This is a genomic window from Microcoleus sp. A006_D1 (assembly GCF_036702805.1).
In the GTDB taxonomy this organism is placed as follows: Bacteria; Cyanobacteriota; Cyanobacteriia; order Cyanobacteriales; family Microcoleaceae; genus Microcoleus.
In genome coordinates, this window is sequence record NZ_JAUBVZ010000008.1 from 231898 (window position 1) to 255517 (window position 23620).

The 23620-nt window shown below is 45.4% G+C and carries 20 protein-coding genes and 2 riboswitches; of the genes, 12 read left to right on the forward strand and 8 right to left on the reverse strand.

Going from position 1 to position 23620, the window contains the following annotated elements:
* Nucleotides 1-65 precede the first annotated feature (65 nt).
* Entirely contained in the window at nt 66-380 is a 315-nt protein-coding gene (locus tag QUB68_RS17025) for a hypothetical protein (RefSeq protein WP_332994589.1), read from the forward strand.
* Nucleotides 381-405: 25 nt separating this feature from the next.
* Entirely contained in the window at nt 406-2538 is a 2133-nt protein-coding gene (locus QUB68_RS17030; protein ID WP_332994591.1) for a pentapeptide repeat-containing protein, read from the forward strand.
* Nucleotides 2539-2744: 206 nt separating this feature from the next.
* Here the strand turns inward: QUB68_RS17030 and QUB68_RS17035 are convergent, their stop codons facing one another.
* The 3 genes from QUB68_RS17035 to QUB68_RS17045 form a co-directional block, all read right to left on the reverse strand.
* Nucleotides 2745-4325, reverse strand: coding sequence for an FAD-dependent oxidoreductase (locus QUB68_RS17035; RefSeq protein ID WP_332994594.1), 1581 nt, complete (start codon nt 4323-4325; stop codon nt 2745-2747).
* A 242-nt stretch (nt 4326-4567) separates the two neighbouring features.
* A complete protein-coding gene (locus QUB68_RS17040) occupies nt 4568-5266 on the reverse strand; it encodes a Uma2 family endonuclease (RefSeq protein WP_332994596.1) in 699 nt (232 codons plus the stop codon).
* Between the two features lie 118 nt (nt 5267-5384).
* Nucleotides 5385-6146, reverse strand: coding sequence for a Uma2 family endonuclease (locus tag QUB68_RS17045; protein ID WP_332994598.1), 762 nt, complete (start codon nt 6144-6146; stop codon nt 5385-5387).
* Nucleotides 6147-6339: 193 nt separating this feature from the next.
* Nucleotides 6340-6486, forward strand: a riboswitch (cobalamin riboswitch).
* A 22-nt stretch (nt 6487-6508) separates the two neighbouring features.
* On the opposite strand from QUB68_RS17045, the gene QUB68_RS17050 reads away from it, so the two are divergent.
* The 6 genes from QUB68_RS17050 (at nt 6509) to QUB68_RS17075 (ending at nt 13040) form a co-directional block, all read left to right on the forward strand.
* Nucleotides 6509-7267, forward strand: a complete 759-nt coding sequence (locus QUB68_RS17050) for an energy-coupling factor ABC transporter permease (protein ID WP_332994600.1) — start codon at nt 6509-6511, stop codon at nt 7265-7267.
* Between the two features lie 3 nt (nt 7268-7270).
* Nucleotides 7271-7600, forward strand: coding sequence for an energy-coupling factor ABC transporter substrate-binding protein (locus QUB68_RS17055; protein WP_332994602.1), 330 nt, complete (start codon nt 7271-7273; stop codon nt 7598-7600).
* A complete protein-coding gene (cbiQ, locus tag QUB68_RS17060) occupies nt 7597-8403 on the forward strand; it encodes a cobalt ECF transporter T component CbiQ (RefSeq protein WP_332994605.1) in 807 nt (268 codons plus the stop codon). Before QUB68_RS17055 ends, cbiQ begins: the two co-directional genes overlap by 4 nt.
* A 316-nt stretch (nt 8404-8719) precedes the next feature.
* Nucleotides 8720-9808, forward strand: a complete 1089-nt coding sequence (locus tag QUB68_RS17065; RefSeq protein ID WP_332994606.1) for a DUF2207 domain-containing protein — start codon at nt 8720-8722, stop codon at nt 9806-9808.
* Between the two features lie 409 nt (nt 9809-10217).
* Complete coding sequence (locus tag QUB68_RS17070; protein WP_332994608.1) at nt 10218-12332, forward strand: SPFH domain-containing protein; 2115 nt, start codon at nt 10218-10220, stop codon at nt 12330-12332.
* Between the two features lie 111 nt (nt 12333-12443).
* Nucleotides 12444-13040 carry a Uma2 family endonuclease gene (locus QUB68_RS17075; protein ID WP_332994610.1) on the forward strand — a complete coding sequence of 199 codons (597 nt, stop codon included), beginning with the start codon at nt 12444-12446 and terminating at the stop codon, nt 13038-13040.
* Nucleotides 13041-13092: 52 nt separating this feature from the next.
* On the opposite strand, the gene QUB68_RS17080 is transcribed toward QUB68_RS17075, so the two are convergent.
* The 3 genes from QUB68_RS17080 to QUB68_RS17090 are packed head-to-tail and all read right to left on the reverse strand — an operon-like array spanning nt 13093 to nt 15795.
* Nucleotides 13093-13947 carry a metal ABC transporter permease gene (locus QUB68_RS17080; RefSeq protein ID WP_332994613.1) on the reverse strand — a complete coding sequence of 285 codons (855 nt, stop codon included), beginning with the start codon at nt 13945-13947 and terminating at the stop codon, nt 13093-13095.
* On the reverse strand, nt 13947-14723 hold the full coding sequence (locus QUB68_RS17085) for a metal ABC transporter ATP-binding protein (RefSeq protein WP_332994615.1): 777 nt from the start codon (nt 14721-14723) through the stop codon (nt 13947-13949). The genes QUB68_RS17080 and QUB68_RS17085 overlap by 1 nt, the downstream gene beginning before the upstream one ends.
* A gap of 13 nt (nt 14724-14736) precedes the next feature.
* The gene (locus QUB68_RS17090) at nt 14737-15795 is read right to left on the reverse strand and encodes a metal ABC transporter substrate-binding protein (RefSeq protein ID WP_332994616.1); all 1059 of its coding nucleotides are present in this window, start codon (nt 15793-15795) and stop codon (nt 14737-14739) included.
* A gap of 166 nt (nt 15796-15961) precedes the next feature.
* Nucleotides 15962-16117, forward strand: a riboswitch (cobalamin riboswitch).
* 125 nt (nt 16118-16242) lie between these two features.
* Between QUB68_RS17090 and QUB68_RS17095 the strand changes: the two genes are divergently transcribed.
* A complete protein-coding gene (locus QUB68_RS17095) occupies nt 16243-17199 on the forward strand; it encodes a class I SAM-dependent methyltransferase (protein ID WP_332994618.1) in 957 nt (318 codons plus the stop codon).
* Nucleotides 17200-17436: 237 nt separating this feature from the next.
* The gene (locus QUB68_RS17100) at nt 17437-18285 is read left to right on the forward strand and encodes an energy-coupling factor ABC transporter ATP-binding protein (RefSeq protein ID WP_332994621.1); all 849 of its coding nucleotides are present in this window, start codon (nt 17437-17439) and stop codon (nt 18283-18285) included.
* Between the two features lie 145 nt (nt 18286-18430).
* Here the strand turns inward: QUB68_RS17100 and larC are convergent, their stop codons facing one another.
* Nucleotides 18431-19858, reverse strand: a complete 1428-nt coding sequence (larC, locus tag QUB68_RS17105) for a nickel pincer cofactor biosynthesis protein LarC (protein ID WP_332994623.1) — start codon at nt 19856-19858, stop codon at nt 18431-18433.
* A gap of 75 nt (nt 19859-19933) precedes the next feature.
* Between larC and QUB68_RS17110 the strand changes: the two genes are divergently transcribed.
* Nucleotides 19934-20599: an L-threonylcarbamoyladenylate synthase gene (locus tag QUB68_RS17110; protein WP_332994626.1), complete on the forward strand. Its 666-nt coding sequence runs from the start codon at nt 19934-19936 to the stop codon at nt 20597-20599.
* Between the two features lie 417 nt (nt 20600-21016).
* Here QUB68_RS17110 and QUB68_RS17115 read toward each other — a convergent pair whose 3' ends face one another.
* Nucleotides 21017-21301 (reverse strand): DUF427 domain-containing protein, encoded by a 285-nt coding sequence (locus QUB68_RS17115; RefSeq protein WP_332994628.1) that lies wholly within the window; start codon nt 21299-21301, stop codon nt 21017-21019.
* 97 nt (nt 21302-21398) lie between these two features.
* Here QUB68_RS17115 and recQ point away from each other — a divergent pair, with 97 nt between their 5' ends.
* Nucleotides 21399-23585 carry a DNA helicase RecQ gene (recQ, locus tag QUB68_RS17120; protein ID WP_332994630.1) on the forward strand — a complete coding sequence of 729 codons (2187 nt, stop codon included), beginning with the start codon at nt 21399-21401 and terminating at the stop codon, nt 23583-23585.
* Nucleotides 23586-23620: the final 35 nt, after the last annotated feature.

Sequence of the window (23620 nt, forward strand, 5' to 3'; positions counted from 1 at the left end):
CTTTGACGGTAGACGATAATTGCGGTTCCAAACACATTAATCTAAACTAACTACTGAATTTTTTTATGAATCCTCAAAATAACTTCAATTGGCAGCAGGCGATCGGAGAACTAAAAGCTAAACTAGAGCGATCGCCCCTCATCCAACAAAATCCAAACAGCTATCAAGCCGTCGGAACCTTCTACAATCAGTTTCTGGACAAGTTTCAAAGACTCCCCAAACCGGGACAGGTAGCAGTCTTTGCCGTTGGAGCGATCGTTGTCCTGACAGTCTTCAATAGCATCGTACAACTAATTTCTGCGCTGATGACTCTTGCCGTTCTGGGAGTGCTAATCTACATAGCGTACAAATTGGCAATTGCTCCTGATTCCTCCAACTAACGACTAAAAATAGGAAATTATAAATATGGCTAGCCCAACCGCACCCGGTGATATCAATCAACCCGATCCGTCTTGGCAGACACAATCCCAGCAAATGCCACTGCTGGTTCGCCGGTGCGGCGCTTGGGCCGTTGAAATTTCGTTAATTGCAGCCAGCGTCCTCGTTCCCTTCAGCATCGGGGCATTGGTTAACAAGGAAACTCAAACCGTGCCACTCAATCCCTCGGTAGCAGCAGCATCCGAAACTGTCGCCCGTGTTTTGGCTATCCCCGTGCGCGATCGCAACCCCAGAGTCGCACCCCTAACTAATCTATTCTGGTCTGGGGCGCTGCTGGCACCGACAGTTTTAGCCGCGTGGCAATTGTTTTTGCTCGCCAGAACCGGTCAAACTCTCCCCAAACGCTGGTTCGGGGTGAAAGTCGTCACAGCGTCGGGTATTCCTCCGGGTTTTCGGCGAGTGCTAATTCGCGAAAGTTTCGGACGCTGGGGAGTGCCTCTGGGCGTCGCTTACGGCATTTGGCGCTTGAGTGGCGCGTTTCCGGATTTAATCATTTTAGGGGGGCTAAGCGCCTTGGCCGTGCTCGCAGATGGCGCGTTTGGATTGCGTTACAAGCGGCAATCGGGGCACGATCGCCTCGCGAATACTTTGGTTGTCAATGCTCGATCGATCGAATTATCTGCCAATCCTGTCAAAAGTCAAGAATGGACTGAGGAAGACGCGCAGATTGCAGCTTTGGTTTTGACTCCGGAAACCGACGTGAAAGAAGATCCCAGTTTGTGGAATTGGATTCGCCAACACCCAGGCACAACTTTAGTAATAGTTATTATTGGCAGCGCGGGATTGATTTTAAGTTTGTTTGTTGGCACTTTGATCTACACTCAAAGTCAAGCAAATTTGCGGGATTCTCGGCAGCGGAATGACGAATTATTTGTGGCTTTAGTGAATAAATTGTCTCCGACTTCGGCTAACGGAACATCGGGGAGGCGATCGGCTATTTTGGCTTTGGGGGCGGTGGAAGACTCCCGCGCCGTACCGCTGTTAGCCGATTTGCTGGCCCAAGAAGACAGCCGCCCGATGCTGGACGCGATCCAGCAAGCTTTAGTCAGTACCGGGCCGAAAGCTTTGCCTGAGTTGCAGCGGTTGAACCAAGCTCTCAGCAACGACCTCGAATCCCTGCGCTACGGGGGGAAGGCCCCGGAACGCGAGTTAGCGGCCGCCCGTCAGAGAACAGTGCAAAGGGCGATCGGCAAAATTCTCACAGTGTATAGCAGCCAGCTCAACGGCGCGGATTTGAGCCGCACAGATTTAGGGCAAAGTCCGGCTGGCCCAGGTCAGTTTACTTTAGTATTAGACAAAGTTGACTTGTCAGGAATTAAGCTGAGAAACACCAATTTAACCAATGCCAGCTTGCAGGGAACTCGCTTTTACGGCACCGGCGAAGACAGGCGTCCGGGTACATTTGACGATTGGATTGCTGACTTGAGCGGCGCTAATTTTGAAGGAGCAAATTTAACCGGAGCATCTTTGAACAGTGCAGTAATGAACCGCACCAGTTTTGTGCGCGCTGTCCTGAACAAAGCTAATTTTTCAAGCGGAAACTTGAATGGAGCTAATTTTAGCAGTGCTCTTTTAATTGGGGCTTCTTTGCAGCAAGCAATCTTAAAAGAGGCAAGTTTTACCGGGGCAGATATAGGAAGCGCGAATTTTTCGGGAGCGAATTTGTCAGGTGCACGTTTGGGCAAAGTGAAGGCTCAAGGCACTCAGTTGTCCTTGACAAATTTGTCTAAATCGGAATGGCAAGGTGCTGATTTGTCCGGTGCAGATTTGAGCGGCGCCAACTTACAAAACGCCGATTTGAGTTCGGCTAAACTCGCCAACGCGAATTTTAAAGATGCTCGGTTGCAAGATGCTAATTTGCGGAATGCAGACGTGAGTTCGGTTGATTTTAGGGGCGCGAATTTAGCGGGAGCGAATTTTCAAGGGGCTGTGTTTCTGGGGAAGGCGGCTTCGGAGCAATTTATTCAAAGTCCGGCCGGTAGTAAATCGGGTCGATTCCAAGGAGTTAATTTTGCCGAGGCTAAGAATTTAGATCAAAGTCAAATTGCTTACATTTGTTTGCAAGGGGGGAGTCATCCGAAGTGCCCGCCGAAGAATTAAGGGTTGATTGTTATCGGTTTGTAGTAGACCTCTTGCAAAAGTTCTTTTAATCAAATTTTAGGGACGGGCTAGAAGCCCATCCCACAAGAAGAAAAATTGTGTGGGATGGGCTTCTAGCCCGTCCTCATTATTGTTTTTTTGTCTAGTGAGATATGCAAGTTCTCTGATTTTTATAAGGACTAAAGTCCTCACTACGAACCTTGATATTACGCAATAGCATCGGCACCGACAAGAGTCTCGAATTGCGCCAATAGCATTCCATCAGCATTGTTTGCAACTCCAAAAATTCTAGGTAACTGACCTGTTTCGGCGAGAACTTGTCTCACTTCTCGGTTAGATACATCGGCTAAATTTTTGTTATTGAGAATGGCATTAACGGCAGCTATACCGACACCTTGACCAACCGCAGCGTTAAATTCCACAATTCGGCCCACAGAAGAGGCAAACCCTTCAAATCCAGAGCACGGACTCACCACTGCCAGGTTAGGAACGTTTTTAATTAATGCGTGGCGGATGCCAACATTCAAGATAGGCTGTTTAAAACTCAGACTTTTAAACCACCCTCGACTGTTTGCTTTCTCGCCAATACCCGGGATGCCTCCGCGGACATCAAAATGATAGCTAAATGTTGCCAGTGCCTCATTAGCAGGTACGCCACCTAACAGCATTTGTGCGCCTGTTAAAGGTTCTACAACTCCCGTCACATTCCCGGCGTGTCTGATATAAAGTTCTGAGGCAGAAGTAACAGAAGTAGCCCCCAAACTCCTCAGCCAAGTTGCCACAAATAACATCTCTTTTTGCATATTAGCTGTGGGTTTGCTCCCGTTTCTCGCTAAGGCTTCTGCTTCGCTAGCGGTGACTGCAAATAACAGGGCATTCCACGAAAGTCTTTCATTTGGAAGTATTGCTATATTTCCCTCATCTAAAATTACGCCGGTTTGAGGAAAAGATAGCTTTGTTCCTCTAAAAGAGTGGTATGCTACAGACAGCGCAGGCGATCGCACATCGATGTAATCGTTGCCCGCCCACAGAGTTTTGAGATTGCCTCTGGTGTCGAGCATTTCCCGCCGGAGTTCTTCTGCTAGTTTGGCATCTTTCCCCGCAGCGGACAGCAAAAATTTTTGAGCCTCAGAATCGGCAAGGTTTGTGAAGCGTTTTAGATAAATATAATCGAGTTCTTTTAGTCTTCTGACACTAAGTCCTTGGGTTTCAAAAACTAGGGTGACTGGAAGTTCTGAGTTAGGCAAACCAAAGGTTTCAAATCCATTCAGCTTTCGCACACCTGCCGCTTGAGCTAATTCGCCATTGACAGTGGCATCAATAAATTGTTTTGCTACATAAACTGTCTCTTTTGAGGTAATTATGCTAGTAATTTTTTTGCCTTCTTTATTGATTGATTTAATTTCTACTTTGCTCAGGAGTGCGACTCCTGCTTGTACCAGCATTGCTTTCATGGCTGCGCTGGCTTTGCTGGGGTCAAGGGCGATCGCGCTGACACCAGATTTTTGCAGGAATTCTTTATAGATTGTCGGCGGTGAACCGAAGGTATCTAAATTTAAAGATTGTTGCAGTTCTTGACTTACCTGACTTCTATCTAAATAAGCCAAGCCTCCTCTGACTAAATGCCCGCCAATTCCTTCTTGCAAGCTTCCTTTAGACATCAGCAAAACTCGCGGATAAAGCTTTGTCCGGCGACGGTATTCTCGTGCTGCTGAGATAACGGCTAGAACTCCTGGAACTTCATCACCAAAGCAGATGATATCGTAAGAACGCAGATTCATCAGCATTATTTAATTACCTCTCCCGATCGCCATTTTTTCGATCTGCATCTCAATTTTTGCCGTCAAACTGTCTGTTTGTTCCAAATAAGGTCGCATCTTTCCTGATTTTTATGATAAATATTCACATATTCCTGGACGCAGAAACGGGGTTTTTCCGGAAGATTATCGGTTGGGGGCGATCGCGCAAGTTGAAAAATCTGGTTGGCGATCGCCCGCAGAGTGCGTCTGTGTCGTACTCTTGACTGCAATTAGGTTATATTATCAGGATCTATCCCCAACTGTCGCAATCGCTGAGCTAGGCGATCGGCACGTTGCGATTCCTGTTGCAGACGTTGCGCTGATTCTTTCACCTGTTCTTCAGGAGTCAAATAACGTTTTCCATCGGCATCATACCAATACAACCATTCCCTTGTCACCCCAGAATAATTCCCCCTTTCACAACCAATTCCCAAACCAATTTCTGGCATCCAAACAGGATTTCCTGGCTGTAACTCATAGCAACCATTGACCAACTTATATACTTCAAAACGGGGATCGTAACGGCGGCGGGAAGAATAAACCACGTAATAAAGTATGCCTAAATCTTTATATTTTTCCCACTTTCCGGTATGTTTTTGGTGATAAGTAGCCGAAAGCAATTCGAGGACAAAACTTGGTATGATATTTTCATCCCATAACAGGTAATTGGGACGCAATTCTTCATCATAAAACCGTTCTATATCTAAACTCAAGAAAGCATCTGGCATGATGTACTCTTGGTCTGAGTCTTGGTAAATACCCATATGCAAACCCAAAAACCAGTCCATGCGTTCTGCCCAAATTATGAGCAATATTGCTTTTAGTAATCCTGGAATTAATTCTTTAAGTTCGTTATCCGCAGGTGGTTGATAGAAGTTTTGTCGTTCTTCTGGTGATGGTGAGTGCGTCGGCAATTCGTCATCTAACATGGCTGCTTTCCTCAAAAAATACTAAGATTATAACTTTGATATTAGACCACTCTTGTGGACAGAAGGAGAGGGGCAAACACAGCGGAATTACCCCTGCAAAATCCCAAATATTCGGCAATCAGGTAAGATTATCTGGATCTATTCCCAACTCGCGCAATCGTTCAGCTAGTCGATCGGCACGTTGGGATTCCTGTTGTGCACGTTGGGATTCCTGTTGTGCACGCTGGGCTTCCTGTTGTGCGCGCTGGAATTCCTGTTGGAGACGTTGCGCTGATTCTTTCAACTGTTCTTCAGGAGTCAGATAGCGTTTACCATCAGCATCATACCAATACAACCACTCCCTCGTCACCCCAGAATAATTTCCCCTTTCACAGCCAATTCCCAAACCAATTTCTGGCATCCAAACTAGATTTCCTGGCTGTAAGTCATAGGAACCATTGACTAACTTATATACTTCCAAGCGGGGTTTACGTCGGCGGCGAGAAGAATAAATGACGTAATAAAGTACGCCTAACCTTTGATATTCTTCCAACTTGGCGGTGTATTCTTTGCGAGAAGTCGGGGAAACAACTTCGAGGACAAAAGTTGGCATCACTTTTTCCTCCCACAGCACGTAACTGGGACGCAATTCTTCATCGTAAAACCGTCTTACTCCTAAACTTAAGAAAGCATCTGGCACAATGACAGGTTTTTTGAGGTGATGGTAAATAGCCATATCTATGCCAAAAAACCAGTCCATACGTTCGGCCCAAATTATGAGCAATATTGCTTTTAGCAATCCTGGTATTAGTTCTTGCAGTTCGTTATCCACTGGTGTTTCATCTGAGTCTGGTAGTTCGTCGGCTGAGGGCCAGTGTTTGGGAAAGTTGTAATCTAACATGGCGGTTTTTCTCAAAACTCATTAATATTATAGCATTTAGTTGTTGGGTATTTTTTTGTATTTGGTTAAGGTTTTTATGGATCGCAAAGACGCTAAGTAAGAAAAGGAAGAAAAGCAAGATATAGGTAATCTTGAGTTACTTAATTTGAAATAATTTTTGTAAAATATCGGCTGAGAATTACGCGATCGACTAAACTATGTCTAAGCAGTCGGTTCTAATGGGGAACAGCCGTTAGAGGAAAGGGGGAAAGTTCGGTGCAAGTCCGGCGCTGTCCCGCAACTGTAATGAAAGTCGTGTCGCTTTCTGAGTCAGGATGCCCGCCGATGTGTTGGTTTAAATTGTCTCATCTGCGAGGTTCAGCATGAAGGCCAGAAATCGGAAATTAGTCAGCCTGGGATTGATGGCTGGCTTGAGTTGTTATATTGTCCTAGCATCGGCAACGCCTGCCGCAGCTATGCACATTTCGGAAGGTTTTTTGCCTGTGCAATGGGCTGTGTTTTGGTGGATGGTGGCGTTGCCTTTTTTTGTGTTGGGTTTGCGATCGATCGCCCTTATCACAAAAGAACACCCGGAACTTAAACTGCTGTTAGCTTTGGCGGGTGCGTTTACTTTTGTGCTTTCTGCTTTAAAGATTCCCTCGGTAACTGGCAGTTGTTCTCACCCGACGGGAACTGGTTTGGGTGCGATTTTGTTCGGCCCTTCGGTGATGGCTGTACTGGGGGCTTTAGTGCTGTTATTTCAAACGTTACTGTTAGCCCACGGTGGCTTGACAACGCTGGGCGCGAATATGTTTTCGATGGCGATTGTCGGCCCTTTTGCTGCGTATTTTATCTATCATTTGCTGTTGCGAACTGGTAGCCAGCGGGCGGCAATTTTTTGTGCGGTGGCTTTGGCAGATTTGCTGACTTATGTGACGACTTCGATTCAATTAGCGTTAGCTTTCCCGGCAGCAAGCGGCGGTTTTATGGCTTCGTTTCTCAAGTTTGCTGGCATCTTTGCAATCACTCAAGTACCTCTGGCTATTAGTGAGGGATTGCTGACTGTATTGGTCTGGAATTGGCTGCATTCTTACGGAAAGCCGGAGTTGGAAACTTTGAAATTATTGAGACAGGAGTCATAAACTGTGAATCAAAAACCTACAAATCAGCAAGCTACTTCGCGGCAAAATTGGTTATTGGCGGGCGCTGTAGTTGTTCTTGCTGTTATTCCTCTCGTTTTTGTGCGGGGTGAATACGGCGGTTCCGATGACCAAGCTAAGAAAGCAATTACCGAAATTCAACCGGATTATAAGCCTTGGTTCAATCACTTAGTTGAGCCTGCTAGCGGAGAAATTGCTAGTCTATTGTTTGCGTCTCAAGCGGCAATAGGGGCTGGCGTAGTTGGGTACGTGATTGGGTTGTATAAAGGCCGATCGCAATCTCGGCAGAATTCCGATCGCAAATCCTCGGAATGAACCATCAGATTGATAGTCTGGCTTATACAAATCGTTTGCGGGGGTTGCCGCCAACTCACAAGCTATCTTTTGCGATCGCCCTATTAATCCTGTCTCTAGTTTCCCATGTAGCGGTGCAGTTGTCGATCGGCCTTTGGTTGACAGTCTGGATCGTGATTTATGCGGGAATTCCGGCGAAACTCTATCTGCGGTTGCTGTCGCTACCGTTGATGTTTTTGCTGACGAGTTTGCCTGCTTTGGCGATGAGTGCGGTTGCGGGCGATCGAATTCCAGCAATTCAGTGGGATATTTGGCAAGGTTGGGGGATTAGCATCGGCACTTTTTATCTCTATGTGAGTCGTACTGGAGTATATCAAGTGAGCTTGCTATTTGCCCGCGCCTTCGCATCGACAAGCTGTATGTACTTCATCCTGTTGACAGTACCTTTTACCGAAATCTTGCAGATTCTCCGAAAATTAAGGTGTCCAGAGTTAGTCACAGAACTGCTATTACTAATGTATCGCTTTATTTTTAGCTTATTGGCGATCGCAGATGAAATTTGGATCGCCCAAAACTCCCGCTGCGGCTACCGCACTTGGAAATTAGGAATGCACAGTTTAGGCATTTTGATCGGGCAATTGCTGCAACGAACTTTGGAAAACTATCGTCAAGTTTCGCTAAGTTTAGCCTCGCGCGGCTTCAATGGAGAACTGCGCGTTTGGAATTCCAACCCTTACAAACCTTCGCGCAGATATACATTTGAAGCCGTGTTTGGCTGCACGGTTTTAACCCTAGTAAGTATTTTAAGAAGAATCGGCGGTTGAAACCGCATCTATACAGAATCGGCGGTTAAAACCGCGTCTATACAGACAAAACCTGCCTCCGCAGGTTAAAGAATCGGCGGTTAAAACCATCTTATTTTCTTGAGTCCGCGGAGGCGGACATTGTTTGTGTAGACGCGGTTTCAACCGCCGTCTCATCTCGGACATCGTTTATGTAGACGCGGTTTCAACCGCCGTCTCATCTGTCTCATCTTATCAATATGACTTTTATGAACTAAACCAATGAATTTTATGAATTGACCTGACAAGAAACCTATTGAATAATAGTAATCAATAGCTGTTCAGTAGGAATCATATTATGAATAAACGGCAACTCAAAAAAATACTTTATTTCTTCACCACCTTATTGACCATATTTCTGGTCACAGTAACTCATGTAGCCGCCCAACAACTACCCTTCTACTGGGAAAATATCGATGTCATTATCGACGTTCAGACAAACGGAGATATGTTAGTCACCGAAACACAAAAATATGTATTCACAGCCGACTACAACACTGAACGATATCGCTACATTCCTTTAGGCAAAGTCGATGAAATTAAAGATGTGACAGTTGCCGAAAATAATCAAATAATTGCCAGTACAACTGGGATTGATGAAAACAATCAACTTTGGATTCGTTGGCAACATCAATTAAAAGCGCCAGAATCACATACTTTTGTCCTGAAATATCGCGTATTAGGCGGATTGCAGCTAGATGGCCAGGATACTCAAGTTTATTGGAAAGCCATTTCATCAGGTCGCAAAGCCCCGATTAATGCTGCAAAGGTTAGAGTAAAATTACCAGAATCTTTGTCAGGTAAAGTTCTATCGTTTACGAATTATGGTACGCCAGCTATCCCTAGTCAAGTAGATGCTAAAACCTATGAATTTGTGGCAAGTAAGCCTGTTCTACCGGAACAAGAATTAGAAGTGCAAATCGCATTTCCCCAGGCAATTCTAAATCTACCTCAACCTCGTTGGCAACAAGTTCTCAATCTACCTCGATCTCAATCTTCTTCGGAAGCAATAGTGTTTTATAACTCCGCTTTTTTAATTTTGTGTGCTTTGTTTTTTTTTGGTATTCCCATTTTAATGATTGTAATAGTAAGGAAAGAGGAAATCGAAAAGCGACGCTGCCCTGAGTGCCAAACACTCAAACTCAAACGGACTTATAAAGTTTTGTTTAAGCCTACATATACCAGTGCAGGAAAGAAGGAAGTTACCTGCAAATGTCGAAACTGCTCTTACCATCACAAGTATGAAGTAGTAATGGGAATTTTGAGCAATGACAGTGGCGGTGGCGGCTATGACGGTGGTGGTGGCGGTGGTGGTGGCGGTGGTGGCGGTGGCGGTGGCGGCGGTGGCGGTGGCGGTGGCGGTGGTGGCGGTGGCGGTGGTGGTTAATATCAACGCGACTTACGCATCACAATCAAAGAAACCGGGTTTTTACTTAATCTGTGGGCTGTAGCGAAGTATTGTTGCAAAAAACCCGGTTTCTGAGCACCCGTTGATATATTGATATCACCCAAGTTCAGGAGACGGCAGTGCCGTTTCCCTACAAATAATCGGGCGATGGTTACATTTTTAATCGAGGAAGATTGATTATTTTAGGGTAGGGAAACGGCATTGCCGTGTCCGAATTTGCTTGATTTTGAGATAAACCGATCGCACTCCCTACAAAATCATATTCCAAATATGACTTTTATGAACTAAATCAATGAACTTTATGAATTGACGTTCAAAGAAATTAGTTGAATACTGATCGTAGATAACAACTCTTCTGTACATCTTAGATTAAAGCAGGTAGAAAAACATGACTAAATTAGCACGTTGGTTTCGCAAACTTTTACCCCTAACAGTATCCTTAGCAACAACGATCGCAGCAGCAGGCGCGATCGCCCCACCAGCATCCGCCCAAACCAATCCGCCACCACCCCAAGCCCAACAAGTCCAAGTCGCGCCGGCTGAAGGAATTGGCATCCCCATGTGGATCTATCCCATCGGAGGACTTCTAGTATTTTTTATCTTCGTACCTAAAATTGGCTGGATTTTAGGGTTAATTGCGATCGGCGAACGAGAAGTAGGAATTGTCACCAAGAAATTCTCCAGCAAAAACTTGCCATCCAGTAGATTAATTGCCCTCGATGGCGAAGGAGGTTTGCAAGCAGATACCCTGCCTCCCGGCTGGCATTTTGGTTATTTTCCGTGGCAATATAGCATTAAAAAAGAACCAGTTGTTATCGTCCCTCAAGATGAAATCGGTTTAATTATTGCCAATGACGGAGCAACAATTCCTCCCGATCGCATTTTAGGTACAGTCGTCGATTGCGACAATTTTCAAAATGCCCGCAAATTCCTCACCAACGGCGGAGAAAAAGGACGGCAGCTAGCCATAATCACAACGGGTACTTATCGGATCAATACAGCTATATTTGAGGTTATAACTTCAGCCAATGCCGCTCAAAAGGGTATGGAACCGTGGGAGTTTGAAGTATACAAACTTGCTCCAGAGCGTGTGGGAATTGTGACCATACTAGATGGCGTTCCCATTAATGAAGGTGAAATTGCCGGCCCCATAATTCCCGGTCACAACAATTTCCAAAAAGCGCAATCTTTCATCAAAGGTGGCGGGAGCAGGGGCTTGCAAGAACAGATAATTCTATCCGGTTCGTGGAACCTCAATCCCTGGTTTGTGCAAGTTGAACAGGTAAAGATGACCGAAGTGCCGATCGGTTATGTAGGCGTAGTAATTTCCTTCGTGGGGGAATCGCAGAAAGACGTAAGTGGGGAGGCTTTTACTCACGGCAATCTCGTCACCAAAGGCAATAAAGGTGTGTGGGTAGAACCGCTGTATCCAGGCAAACATCCCGTCAATACAAAAGTGATGAAAGTAGAACTTGTTCCCACAACCGATGTAGTTTTGAACTTCACATCACGGTTTAGTGGAGAACACGGCTACGACTCCAAGTTAAGTGCCATGAAATTGCTTTCTTTTGACGGATTTGGCTTTGAATTAGAAATTTTTCAAATCATTCATGTCGGCACATTAGATGCACCGAGAGTGATTTCGCGGCAAGGTTCAATGCAGAATCTAATTGACCAAGTGCTGCGTCCAATTGTGGGTAATTACTTCCGCAATTCTGCTCAAGAATATACCATACTCGATTTTTTGATTGCCCGCAGCGTGCGGCAAGCAGAGGCAGCAGAACACGTGCGTCAGGCATTGCGCGCCTATGATGTGCAAGCGGTTGATACCCTGATTGGTTTGATTTCGCCACCAGCGGAGTTAATGCAAACGTTGACCGATCGCAAAATTGCCCAGGAACAGGAGAAAACCTACGAAGCACAGCGCAATTCAGAGTCCCAGCGTCAAGAATTGGTGCGTGCAACTGCGATCGCCAATATTCAACATGAGGTGGTGGCCGCAGAACAAGGCGTGAAAATTGCCCAATTGACTGCTAGCGCTGCGATCGAACACGCCAGCGGTGAAGCACAAGGAATTCGCTTGATGGGAGAAGCAAAAGCCGATGCTTATCAAGTTGGTGTCAGCGCTCTGGGGATTGAGAGTTACACGATGTTGCAAGCTATTCAGGCGATCGCAGATGGTAGCGTTCGCGTCGTTCCCGATGTCGCAGTCAACGGTAGCGGTGGCGGTGGCGGTTTGCTTGACGGTTTGATGGCAACATTCATGCGGAATGAAACCACCAAAAATGGAGACAAAGCAGAAAAAATACCTGTACTCAACGGACATAAATCGGAGCCTATTCTTGTGGAATCTGTGGCTGAATTATCTGTAGCAAAGGTTAATTCCGTATCAGTGAAATCGCCTGAGTTACCGGAGTCTCCGAATCATTTACCAGTTGCTAAATCTGAGGCTCTTGCAGAGGACGATCTTGATTCGCTATTTGGTGAATTCTCCGATATTTAAGTTGATCTGTCCAATCTTTAAGAGAGGACAGAAGTCCTCTCTTGAAGTTTTTAGTCAATGCTGAAACTTTATGATAAACTGGAATCAGTCGATTAAAGGAGACCGTTGTGTATGATCGCGCAAGTTGAAACAAAAACCTACACGGCTGAGGAATATCTAGAATTGGAGATCAATTCAGAAGAGCGACATGAATTTATCAATGGGGAGATAGTTCTGATGGCAGGTAGCACACTAAATCATAATGAACTTGCAGGAAGTTTAATGTTGCTACTGAGACTGGCATTGCGAGGGAAATCCTATCATACTTTTATCTCGAACCAACGGCTTTGGATTCCCCTGTTTAATAACTATACTTACCCTGATGTGATGGTAGTAGCGCGCCCGATCGAGTTACAATTGGGACGCACGGATACAATTACTAATCCTGTGCTGATTGCGGAAGTGCTTTCTAAAAGTACCAAAGCTTACGATCGCGATGATAAGTTTGCGGCTTATCGGAGTATTCCTAGTTTTCAGGAGTATTTATTGATAGACCAATATCGGCTACAGGTGCAGCAATATTCTAAAACTGAAGCGAATAATAAGTGGATTTTTTCGGAATATAGCTGCGCGGGCGATCGAGTTGCATTAACCTCTATTCCTGTAGAATTTGTGGTGGCAGATTTGTATGAAAATATTGAGTTGGATGTTATACCAAATCCGGCTTAAATATCGAGGCGGATTTGGTTTGTATAGGAGCGGTTTAAATCGCCCAGTCTGATTAATCGATCGCCCCTGAGTCCCTAGTTCTAACCAACAAACCATATTTCGGGGCAAAAACCATCGCCAACACAAACAGCAGCGTTTGCAGCACAACAATACATCCGCCCGTCGAACCATCAATGTGATAGCTGATATAAGTTCCCATGACGCTAGAAAATACGCCAGAAGCCATCGCAATTAGCATCATGTGGTCAAAATTATCGCTCAACAAGTAGGCGGTTGCTCCCGGAGTTACCAACATTGCTACTACTAAAATAATGCCGACTGTCTGAAGTCCGGCAACTGCTGTCAGTGATAGCAAAGATAGCAAAACGTAATATAGAAAAGTGATATTTAAACCGATCGATCGCGCGTGAGTCGAATCAAAACAAAACAGAATTAAATCTTTGCGTAAAACTGCCAGCGTCACTATGGTAATGACACTAATAATCACAGTTTGAACAATATCCGAATCCGAAATCCCTAAGACATTGCCAAACAAAATATGCGTCAAGTCGATCGAACTTCTGATTTTAGAAATTAACACTAAACCAAAGGCAAAAAATCCGGTAAACACTAAACCAATCACTGTATCTTCTTTAACGCGAGTTTTTGCTTTGATAAAGCCGATCGCAATTACCGATCCCACACCAAACACAAACGCCCCCACCGCCAAAGGAATATTCAGCACATAAGCAATCACAACCCCCGGCATCACCGCATGAGAAACTGCATCACCCATCAATGCCCATCCCTTCAAAGTCATATAGCACGAAAGCGCCGAACAAACAACCCCTACTAAGGCGCTGACTAAAATCGCCTTCACCATAAATTCATACTGCAACGGTGCGGCAAACCACTGAATTAAGTCCATTATTGCTCCTCCCGATCGACTTGAGTTAAACGATTTTTGGCCAAAGATAAATCGCCGATCGCACCACCAAAGGTACGAGAGAGATTTTCCTCGGTAAACACATCCGAGGTGTTACCATAGGCGAGAATGCTGCGATTAATTAATACAACTTGGTCGCAAAACGTAGTAATAGAGTCTAAATCGTGAGTTGAAACGAGAATTGTATGCCCTGTTTGCCGCAATTCCATTAGCAAATCAATCATCATTTTCTCAGTTTTGATATCAACTCCGGCAAAGGGTTCATCCAGCAGCAAAACCGTTGCTTGTTGCGCCAAAGCCCGCGCAAAAAAAGTGCGTTTCTTTTGTCCGCCGGATAATTCTCCGATTTGCCGATCGCGCATTGGCCACATTTCCACCCTTTCCAAGCTTTCTCGCACCGCTTGTTTGTCGATCGATCGAGGAATCCGCAACAGATTCATGTAGCCGTAGCGCCCCATCATCACCACATCAGAAACATTCACCGGAAAATTCCAATCTACCTCCTCCGACTGAGGTACATAAGCTACCAAATTGCTTTTTTGGACTTGACGAATCGGCAATCCATTCATCAAAATTCGTCCAGTAGTCGGCTTCACCAGCCCCATCATCACCTTGAACAGCGTCGATTTTCCCGCACCATTCATCCCCACCAAACCGCAAATTGTCCCCGCTTTGAGTTGCAGCGAGGCGCTATGCAAGGCGACTTTGCCATGATAGGCAACCGTCACATTTTCAATATCGACACTGATTCCATCCATACCAGTTTCTCCTTTAATTTCCTTGTAAACCTTTTATCAAAGTATTGACATTATATTCAAGCATCTTAAGGTAGGTTGATGCGGGCCCTTCGGATGGAGATAGGGAATCGACATAAAACACCCCAGCAAATTTTGCGCCTGTTTCCTTTGCTACCTGAAGCTGTGCTTCGTTGTTGACGGTACTCTCACAAAATACAGCCGGTATTTTGTTTGCTTTGACTGTATTAATCACTCTCTCAACTTGTTTCGGTGTAGATTGTTGTTCGGCATTAACAGGCCAAATATAAACTTCCTTTAGTCCGTAATCACGGGCAATGTAAGAAAATGCGCCTTCGCAACTAACTATGTAGCGTTTTTCTGGCGGAATCGCTGAGATAGCTTGTTTGAGCCTTTCATCAATCGCCCGAATTTCATCACTGTATTTTGTCGAATTTGCTTCATAGGTTGCAGCATTAGATGGATCGACATTTGATAAAGCTTGGCGAATATTTTTAACGTAAATTAAAGCATTTTTAGGGGACATCCAAGCATGAGGATTCGGTTTGCCTTTATAGGAGTCTTCGGCAATATTAATCGGTTTAATTCCTTCACTCACAGTAATGCGAGTAACTTTGGGAAAACTGTTATAAAACCGAGTTGCCCAGCGTTCCAAATTCAATCCGTTATCCAAAATTAGACTAGCACCTTGCCCTCGTTTTAAGTCGCTAGGAGTGACTTCATAGCCGTGAATTTCCGCCCCAGGCTTTGTGATGGATTCAACAGTTACCTTGTCACCAGCGACATTCTGCGCCATGTCTGCCAACACGGTAAAGGTGGTAAGAATGACTTTTTTGTCTTTTCGGGTCGAATCGGTGGCGGTTGGGCTAGAAGCTCGATTTTGATTGGTTTGAGGCTCTACCGTCGTCTGAGTGTTGCAGCCGCTGACGCACACTCCCAGCAACAACCCCAATCCAACTATTTGATACTTTTTCCAAACGGGAGGGGAGAGGAGGGAGAAGGGGAAAGAGGGAGATGAGGGGAGAATTTGACTATTTTTTCGCATATATTCCAAAATGCTAGCTAAATTTGCCACAGATTACGGCAGACAGCCCGATCGACTATCGCTAATTTTCATAATCTTTTCATTTTTTAAATTTATCACAGAATCGGGGAAAATGAAAGAATCATGAACAGTGAGGGGAAATAGGCGATCGCCCCAGCAGAATCAGTATTTTGTGAAAGATCTAAAATAGTGCTAATATCTCGGCAGATCGATCGGCTCTGATGGAGAACAGCCATCAGACGCAAGGGGGAAAGTTCGGTGAAAATCCGGCGCTGTCCCGCAACTGTAATGAGATAATACTAGGATAGTTAAATCTCTGAGTCAGGATGCCCGCCGATTTGTTTACCTGTTGTTTTCATCTGCGAGGTATAGATGATGGTTAGTTCAGTATTTTTACAATTGATCTGCTGTTGTTGTCGGTTTGTCGATCGCGAATGACAAGGAAATTTTGGATTTTGTGGCAAAACTTGGCAATTTATGCCATTCAGTGCTATTAACATATATGCAAGCACTGGGAAGAATTTTAACCCTCCCGGAAATCCTCAATTTTATCCAATTCTCCCCATGTCGAAGCAAACATCAATTTCTATTTCCAAAGTAACTCGCTACCAAAACGCAGCGCTGAATTACTATTTGGGGCTGACAGATTCGCCCTATCTTCATTACGGCTATTGGAAGACTCTGCCTGTGCCTGCTGATGAACTCACGATCGCGCGCCTGCGCAACGCTCAGCAAGCTTACACAGATAAATTGTTAGATTTTATCCCCAAAGAAGTCAAGACGGTGCTGGACGTAGGATGCGGGATTGGGGGAAATGCGGCTTATTTGCTCGATCGCGCTTTTGCAGTCGAAGGGCTCGCGCCCGATCCGTTCCAACAACAGCGCTTTCTCAAGTGTACAGGCGATCGCGCCATCTTCCACCTCACCAAATTTGAAGACTTCCAAGCCACCCACTCCTACGATTTAGTTCTCTTTAGCGAAAGTAGCCAGTATATGTCTGCTATCGATATAGCTAAAGGTGCGGCGGCTATCCTCAATCTTGGAGGCTACGTACTGCTTGCGGATATGATGCGCTCTAATCCTAATTATACAGAAGGAATGTTTTCTAACTGTCATGTTGTGAAAGAGCTTGAAACTGCATTGATGCAAGCGGGGTTTAATTTAGTAAAAGCTGAGGATATTTCCACTCATATTTTACCAACAATTGATTTATATGTCGATACTTTCCGCAGGTATGGACTGAACACAATGATTTATGTTGCGGATTTAATTTCGATTGCGGTTCCGCCCATTCATAAATTCCTGCGTTGGATATTTCGCCGCTGGTTTAAGAAGTTGGTGGTTGAAGGATTGGAGGCTAGTCAACTTTTTGAGCAGAATCTCTGTTATGAGATTCAACTTTGGCAGTTGGTAGAAAAAGATAAACGCGGTTAATAGAAGACTCGGCGGTTGAAACCGCGTCTATACAGACAAAACCCGACGGGAGCGGGTTGAAGAAAACCGGGCGGTTGAAACCGCGTCTATACAGACAAAACCCGACGGGAGCGGGTTGAAGAAAAAGCCGTTAAAATTACGTTATCTTCTTCAGTCGGCGTCCGGCGGACATCGTTTATATAGTCGCGAATTCCATTCGCCGTCTTATCTTATCTTATCTTATCTAATTACTAATATATGTCTCAATCAATTCTCGAATTCGATCGCACTTCTTACTCATATCCCTGCGGTTCGCGAGTAGCAATTCAGGATTTAAGCCTGAAAATCCCTGCTGGGAAACGCTGCGGGTTGATCGGTCAAAACGGCTGCGGCAAAACCACCTTTTTCCTGTTAGCAAATGGCTTATACCAACCGCAACAGGGAATCATTCGCTGGGAAGGCGAACCGTTTCGCTACGATCGCAAATCTCTCATGAAACTGCGCCAACAAATCGGACTCGTCTTTCAAAATCCCGAACATCAATTAGTCGCTTCCACGGTAGAAGAAGATATCTCCTACGGATTGTACAATCTAGGATTGCCAGAATCTGATATTGCTGAAAAAGTGGAAAAGGCGATCGAGCAATTCGACTTAAGCGAACTCGCTCGCGAACCAATCCACAACCTCAGTTTAGGACAAAAAAAGCGCGTTTCCATCGCAGATATCATGGTGCTCAAGCCCAAACTGCTGCTATTAGATGAACCTACCGCCTATCTCGATCCGCGCCACACCCGACAACTGATCGGTTTGCTGCAACAAATTCACGCAGCCGGAACCACCATACTTTTAGCAAGTCACGACCTCGATTTCATCTACCGCTGGGCTGATTGGGTGTTTGTGATGGATCGCGGAAAACTGATTTTAGAAGGCACTCCCGAAGGCGTTTTTGCTCAACGGGATGTCCTGGAACAATTGCAGCTTGGCGTACCGCTGGCGATCGAGCTAATCGACCAAATAAAGGATCTCGTTGAGCAAAATCATAACTCAAAAATGCCCGCTTTCGAGGAATTGCAACAACAAATTTTAGACGCGCGCCGACGGCTTTAATCTTCAACCTGCGGAGGCAGGTTTTGTCTGTATAGACGCGGTTTCAACCGCCGTGTCTTCTTTGATTGGCGGGCAAGATGCCCACCCCACAATAAAATTAATTCTTTGTGGAACAGGCATCTTGCCTGTTCTTCAGAATAGTCTATTAAGTGCGATCGTACCAACTTTGCAGCGCCAACCGATGAACCTCGCGCCAACTAACATTTTTAAGTCTGGCAATTTCCGCGCAATCTTCATATTCCGGCTGCACGTTAACAATCGTTTGTCCCGACTTCGCAACTTTTATTTTCACTTCGCCGTACTCTGTTTGAACTCTCTCGAATTCTCGATCCAAAATAGTTCTCTGTTGAGTCGAGATCCTAATACCCAAAGTAGTAGTCTCCCGAAACATCACAGCTTCGCAAGCATCCTGAAATTCGGGATGACAAATCACAGTTAATAAAACCCCCAACCGCGACTTTTTCATCACAATAGGCGCAGTGAACACATCCAGAGCTCCAGCCACAAACAAAGCATCAAAAACATAACCGATCGCCTGCGGACTCAAATCATCAATTTGCGTTTCCAAAACACAGACTGTTTCTTGCGAATTGGCAATGGGTAATCGATAATTTTCTTCCTGCTTCCCTATGACTTCTTGCCTCTGACTTCCATCCGTTAAATCCGTTACAAAATCCGTTGCTAATCTTCCCTTCTTCTCCCCAATCCAGAGGCGCAAAATATTAGGAATTGCCAGATTGCGAGAACCCGCACCCAAACCAATAGTCAGAACCTGCATCGGCGGCGGCGGGCCAAAAGCGGAGGCGAGAGTACAAGCGATCGCAGTACCCGTAGGAGTGCACAATTCGCGATCGATCCCATTGCTATAAACCGGCACTCGGTGAGTTTCCCACAACCGCATCACAGCAGGCGTGGGCACAACCAACTTGCCATGTGCAGCCTTCACCGTACCCCCACCAGTCGGCATCGGCGAAAAGTAAAACTCGTTAATATCCAACCAATCCAAACCCAAACAAGTACCGATAATATCAACAAGTGCATCCGTAGCCCCCACCTCGTGAAAGTGAACCTCACTGGCGGGGATACCGTGTACAGCACCCTCTGCATCTGCTAATTTGCGAAATACCGCCAAACTCCACGCTTCCACGCGCGGAGGCAATTTTGCAGCGATGATAATCTGCTCAATTTCCGGCAAATGGCGGTGATGAGTGTGGCTAATTTCCGCATCTGCTTCGCCGTGACTGTGAGAATGTTCTTCCCCATCATGATGATGCTGGTGGTGGTGGCGCCTGTCGAAAGTCGGCGATTCAGTTTCCGAGGGATCGAGGGCGGAGTCAGCAGCCGGATTGTTTGATTTTAAAGGCAAATCGGCTGCTAAATCCACATAAAATTTAGTTGCTTGTTGAGTATTGCGGTGAACTAATTGGGCCCGCAATTGGTACTCAGTCGAAATGCCTAGTAAATGGAGTTTTTCGATTAGGTAGTCTAAGGGAACACCCGCGTGTACAAGAGCTCCGAGGCACATATCGCCAGCAATGCCGGTGGGACAGTCAAAATAAGCTATTTTATTCATTATTAGCAATTAATTTTCAACATTGATTGTTTTAGCACATTTGTCGATCGCCCACTTAGCCTGCAATATCTTAACATGGCAATTATTTACGGAATCCATCCAGTTGCACCCCAGAAAGACCGAATCGAGAAAATTAAAAAAGCTCTCAAAGATGGGGCCGTGATGCTTTATCCCACAGATACAGTTTACGCGATCGGCTGCGATCTAAATTCTAAATCTGCGGTAGAACGAGTCAGGCAGATCAAGCAACTATCCAATGATAAGCCTTTAACCTTCCTGTGTTCCTCATTGTCAAATATCACCGAGTATGCTGCCGTCAGCGATCAAGCATACAGAATTATCAAGCGCTTAATTCCTGGGCCTTACACATTTCTGCTACCAGCTACCAAGTTAGTGCCCAAATTGGTAATGAACCCAAAACGGAAAACCACAGGAATTCGCGTTCCCTCGCACCCGCTTTGTTTTACACTTGTGGAAGCTTTGGGAAATCCGATTATTTCAACATCTGCTCATATTACAACTGATGATGAAGGTGCAGCACCCGTGCCGTCTGGACAAGAAGAAAGCTTTGGCAAAGCTGAACTATTTGACTCTTTTTTGAAGTTAGTAGATATCATTGTCGATGATGATTCCGATCCGGGATATCAAGTTTCTACCATTCTTGATTTGACAGAAAGCGAACCGATTGTGGTTCGCCGCGGTTTGGGATGGGAAGCCGCCGCCGCTTGGGAAAAAGATTAAAATTTGTAGGGAATTGCGATCGCCCGTAGGGACACAACAATGTTCATTCATGTCAACAATTGCCTAAAACCTTTGTATCTCTGATTAGTATCCAAGTCTAGATCCCCCTAAATCCCCCTTAAAAAGGGGGACTTTGATCAGAATCTTGTCCCCCCCTTTAGTGTCAACAATTGCCTAAAACCTTTGTATCTCTGATTAGTATCCAAGTCTAGATCCCCCTAAATCCCCCGAAAGCAAGGGGGACTTTGAGAATAATCTTGTTCCCCCCTTGCTTTCGGGGGGCTAGGGGGGATCTGGCCTCGGCGGTAAACAGAAGTCTATGAGTACGTTCGCAGCTAAAGTTGACACTAATGAACATTATTGCATCCTCGATTGGACGCTTATCGAAATCGCGGCTAACAAACCTGCGGCAAAAACCTAAGCCTCTACCTTAACTCCTTTCCAAAAAGCGATATATCCTGCAATATTTTTAGCAGCATCTTTCGGAGTAGGATAGTACCAAGCAGCATCCTTATTAACTTGTCCACCGACTTCAACACTGTAATAACTAGCAACACCTTTCCAACCGCAAGTAGTGTTAGTGCTGCTATCCTTGAAATACTCGCGGTTGATTGCATCCGCCGGGAAATAATAGTTATTGTCTACCATTTCGCACTTGTCGCTCTCGGCCAAAACGGCACCATTCCAAATTGCTTTCGGCATCAGTTTCTCTGCTTAAATTGAGATTCTCAAATATTGTAACTGTATTTGTGCTCAAAAGACATAGAATAGGGTAGAAGTCAACAACCAACTACTGCAAATGTCAGGGTCGAATCCGCCAACATCTCTCGTGCCCTCCTCCCTCGAACAATCCCTCAAACATTTCTTTGGCTATGACTCTTTCCGCCCGGGGCAGCGGGAAATTGTCGAAGCTGCTTTACAACAACGGGATATGATGATTGTCATGCCGACTGGCGGTGGCAAGTCTTTGTGCTTTCAATTACCAGCTTTGTTGAAACCGGGATTGACTGTGGTTGTTTCGCCTCTGATTGCCCTGATGCAAGACCAGGTGGAAGCTTTGCAGGATAATGGCATTGGGGCGACTTTTCTCAACAGCACTTTGAGCGCGATGGAAACCCGATCGCGCGAAACAGCAATTCTCGAAGGTAAAATTAAACTGCTGTATGTTGCGCCCGAACGGTTGCTGGGCGAGAGATTTTTGCCATTTTTAGATATAGTAGCAAATAAGTTAGGAATTTCGGCATTTGCGATCGACGAAGCCCACTGCGTTTCGGAATGGGGACACGACTTTCGGCCAGAATACAGGCAAATGCAGCGAGTGCGCGATCGATATCCCGACATCCCCATTATGGGACTAACCGCCACCGCCACCGAGCGCGTCCGTCAAGACATCATCCAGCAGCTCAACCTGCGAAATCCCTACATCCACGTCGCCAGCTTCAACCGGCCAAATTTATACTACGAAGTCCGCCCCAAAACCAAGCACAGTTTTGCCGAAGTTTTGCAAATCATCCAAAAAAAAGGCGGTTCAGGAATCATCTACTGCCTCAGCCGCAAAAAAGTTGACGAAGTTGCCTACAAATTGCAACAAAGTGGCATCCAAGCCTTACCATACCATGCAGGCATGAACGATGTCGATCGATCGACCAATCAAACCCGGTTCATTCGCGACGACGTGCAAGTAATGGTAGCAACAGTCGCCTTCGGTATGGGAATCAACAAACCAGACGTGCGATTTGTAATTCACCACGACTTACCCAAGAATCTCGAAGGATACTATCAAGAATCAGGCCGCGCCGGCAGAGACAACGAACCATCCCATTGCACCTTATTTTTCGGATTCGGCGATGTCAAAACCATCGAATACATCATCGAACAAAAGCCCGACGAACAAGAACAAAGAATAGCCCGCCAACAATTACGGCGAGTAATCAACTATGCAGAATCCAGCGATTGCCGCCGCACAGTCCAGTTAAGTTATTTCGGCGATTCATTTCCCGGAAACTGCGGGAATTGCGATAACTGTTGCAACAAAAAACCAGTAGAAGACTGGACACTTGAAGCCATGAAATTTCTGTCCTGCATCGCCAGATGCCAAGAAAAATTCGGCATGAATCATATTATTGACGTGCTACGCGGCTCAAAAAGTCAAAAAATATTGCAATACCAGCACAACCAACTTTCCACCTACGGAATCGGCAAAGATAGAAGTGCAGACGATTGGAAAAGGTTGAGTCGTTCACTGATAAATCAAGGTTTATTAGACGAAAGAACAGACGGTTTTCCCATTTTGAAACTCAACGAAAAAAGTTGGGAAATCATGAAACGCCAGCGCACAGTTGAAATAGCCATCGAAGCGCCGCGAGAAGTACAGGGAAGAACTCGGTCTTTGGTAGTAGAAGTCGAAGGTTTATTTGCCATACTGCGGACACTGCGCAAACAAATTGCCGACGAACAATTTGTGCCACCTTACGTAGTTTTTGCTGATAGAAGCTTGCGAGACATGGCAGAAAAACGCCCGCAAACTCTCACAGACTTTGAGGAAGTTTACGGCGTTGGCAGCAACAAGCGAGATAAGTACGGCAAAGTTTTCTTAGAAGCAATTCGTACTTTTTGCAAAGAACAAGGATTGCCAACTAGCCCTGTATCTCCTGATGTCGTTAATCTAGCAAATTCTCCGTCTTATTCCCAGATGCAAACCTGGGAATTATACCGACAAGGTTTGACAGTTCAAGCCATAGCGAATGCGCGGGGGATGAGTCCTAATACTATTTCTGGGCATCTGGTAGAATTGATGGACATGGGCCGGGAAGTGGATATAAATTTGTTGGTGGAATCGGAAAGCCAGCAGGCTATTGTCCAAGCAATTGAAGTTATTGGAGATGAAAAATTGAGAGCGATTTATGAATTTTTGCAAGAACGTTATACGTTTGATGAGATTAAGTTTGTGCGCGCTTGGTGGCGGCAAAATTATGTTAGTTTTTGACCGCAGATGTAGGCTGATGTACGCAGATGGACGCA

Coding starts and splice junctions, on each gene's coding strand:
- QUB68_RS17070 (WP_332994608.1), top strand. CDS start 10,218: ATGACTAAATTAGCACGTTGGTTTCGCAAACTTTTACCCCTAACAGTA.
- QUB68_RS17115 (WP_332994628.1), bottom strand. CDS start 21,301: ATGCCGAAAGCAATTTGGAATGGTGCCGTTTTGGCCGAGAGCGACAAG.
- QUB68_RS17075 (WP_332994610.1), top strand. CDS start 12,444: ATGATCGCGCAAGTTGAAACAAAAACCTACACGGCTGAGGAATATCTA.
- QUB68_RS17025 (WP_332994589.1), top strand. CDS start 66: ATGAATCCTCAAAATAACTTCAATTGGCAGCAGGCGATCGGAGAACTA.
- cbiQ (WP_332994605.1), top strand. CDS start 7,597: ATGAACCATCAGATTGATAGTCTGGCTTATACAAATCGTTTGCGGGGG.
- QUB68_RS17035 (WP_332994594.1), bottom strand. CDS start 4,325: ATGCTGATGAATCTGCGTTCTTACGATATCATCTGCTTTGGTGATGAA.
- larC (WP_332994623.1), bottom strand. CDS start 19,858: ATGAATAAAATAGCTTATTTTGACTGTCCCACCGGCATTGCTGGCGAT.
- QUB68_RS17030 (WP_332994591.1), top strand. CDS start 406: ATGGCTAGCCCAACCGCACCCGGTGATATCAATCAACCCGATCCGTCT.
- QUB68_RS17110 (WP_332994626.1), top strand. CDS start 19,934: ATGGCAATTATTTACGGAATCCATCCAGTTGCACCCCAGAAAGACCGA.
- QUB68_RS17045 (WP_332994598.1), bottom strand. CDS start 6,146: ATGTTAGATTACAACTTTCCCAAACACTGGCCCTCAGCCGACGAACTA.
- QUB68_RS17040 (WP_332994596.1), bottom strand. CDS start 5,266: ATGTTAGATGACGAATTGCCGACGCACTCACCATCACCAGAAGAACGA.
- QUB68_RS17050 (WP_332994600.1), top strand. CDS start 6,509: ATGAAGGCCAGAAATCGGAAATTAGTCAGCCTGGGATTGATGGCTGGC.
- QUB68_RS17065 (WP_332994606.1), top strand. CDS start 8,720: ATGAATAAACGGCAACTCAAAAAAATACTTTATTTCTTCACCACCTTA.
- QUB68_RS17100 (WP_332994621.1), top strand. CDS start 17,437: ATGTCTCAATCAATTCTCGAATTCGATCGCACTTCTTACTCATATCCC.
- QUB68_RS17085 (WP_332994615.1), bottom strand. CDS start 14,723: ATGGATGGAATCAGTGTCGATATTGAAAATGTGACGGTTGCCTATCAT.
- QUB68_RS17095 (WP_332994618.1), top strand. CDS start 16,243: ATGCCATTCAGTGCTATTAACATATATGCAAGCACTGGGAAGAATTTT.
- QUB68_RS17080 (WP_332994613.1), bottom strand. CDS start 13,947: ATGGACTTAATTCAGTGGTTTGCCGCACCGTTGCAGTATGAATTTATG.
- recQ (WP_332994630.1), top strand. CDS start 21,399: ATGTCAGGGTCGAATCCGCCAACATCTCTCGTGCCCTCCTCCCTCGAA.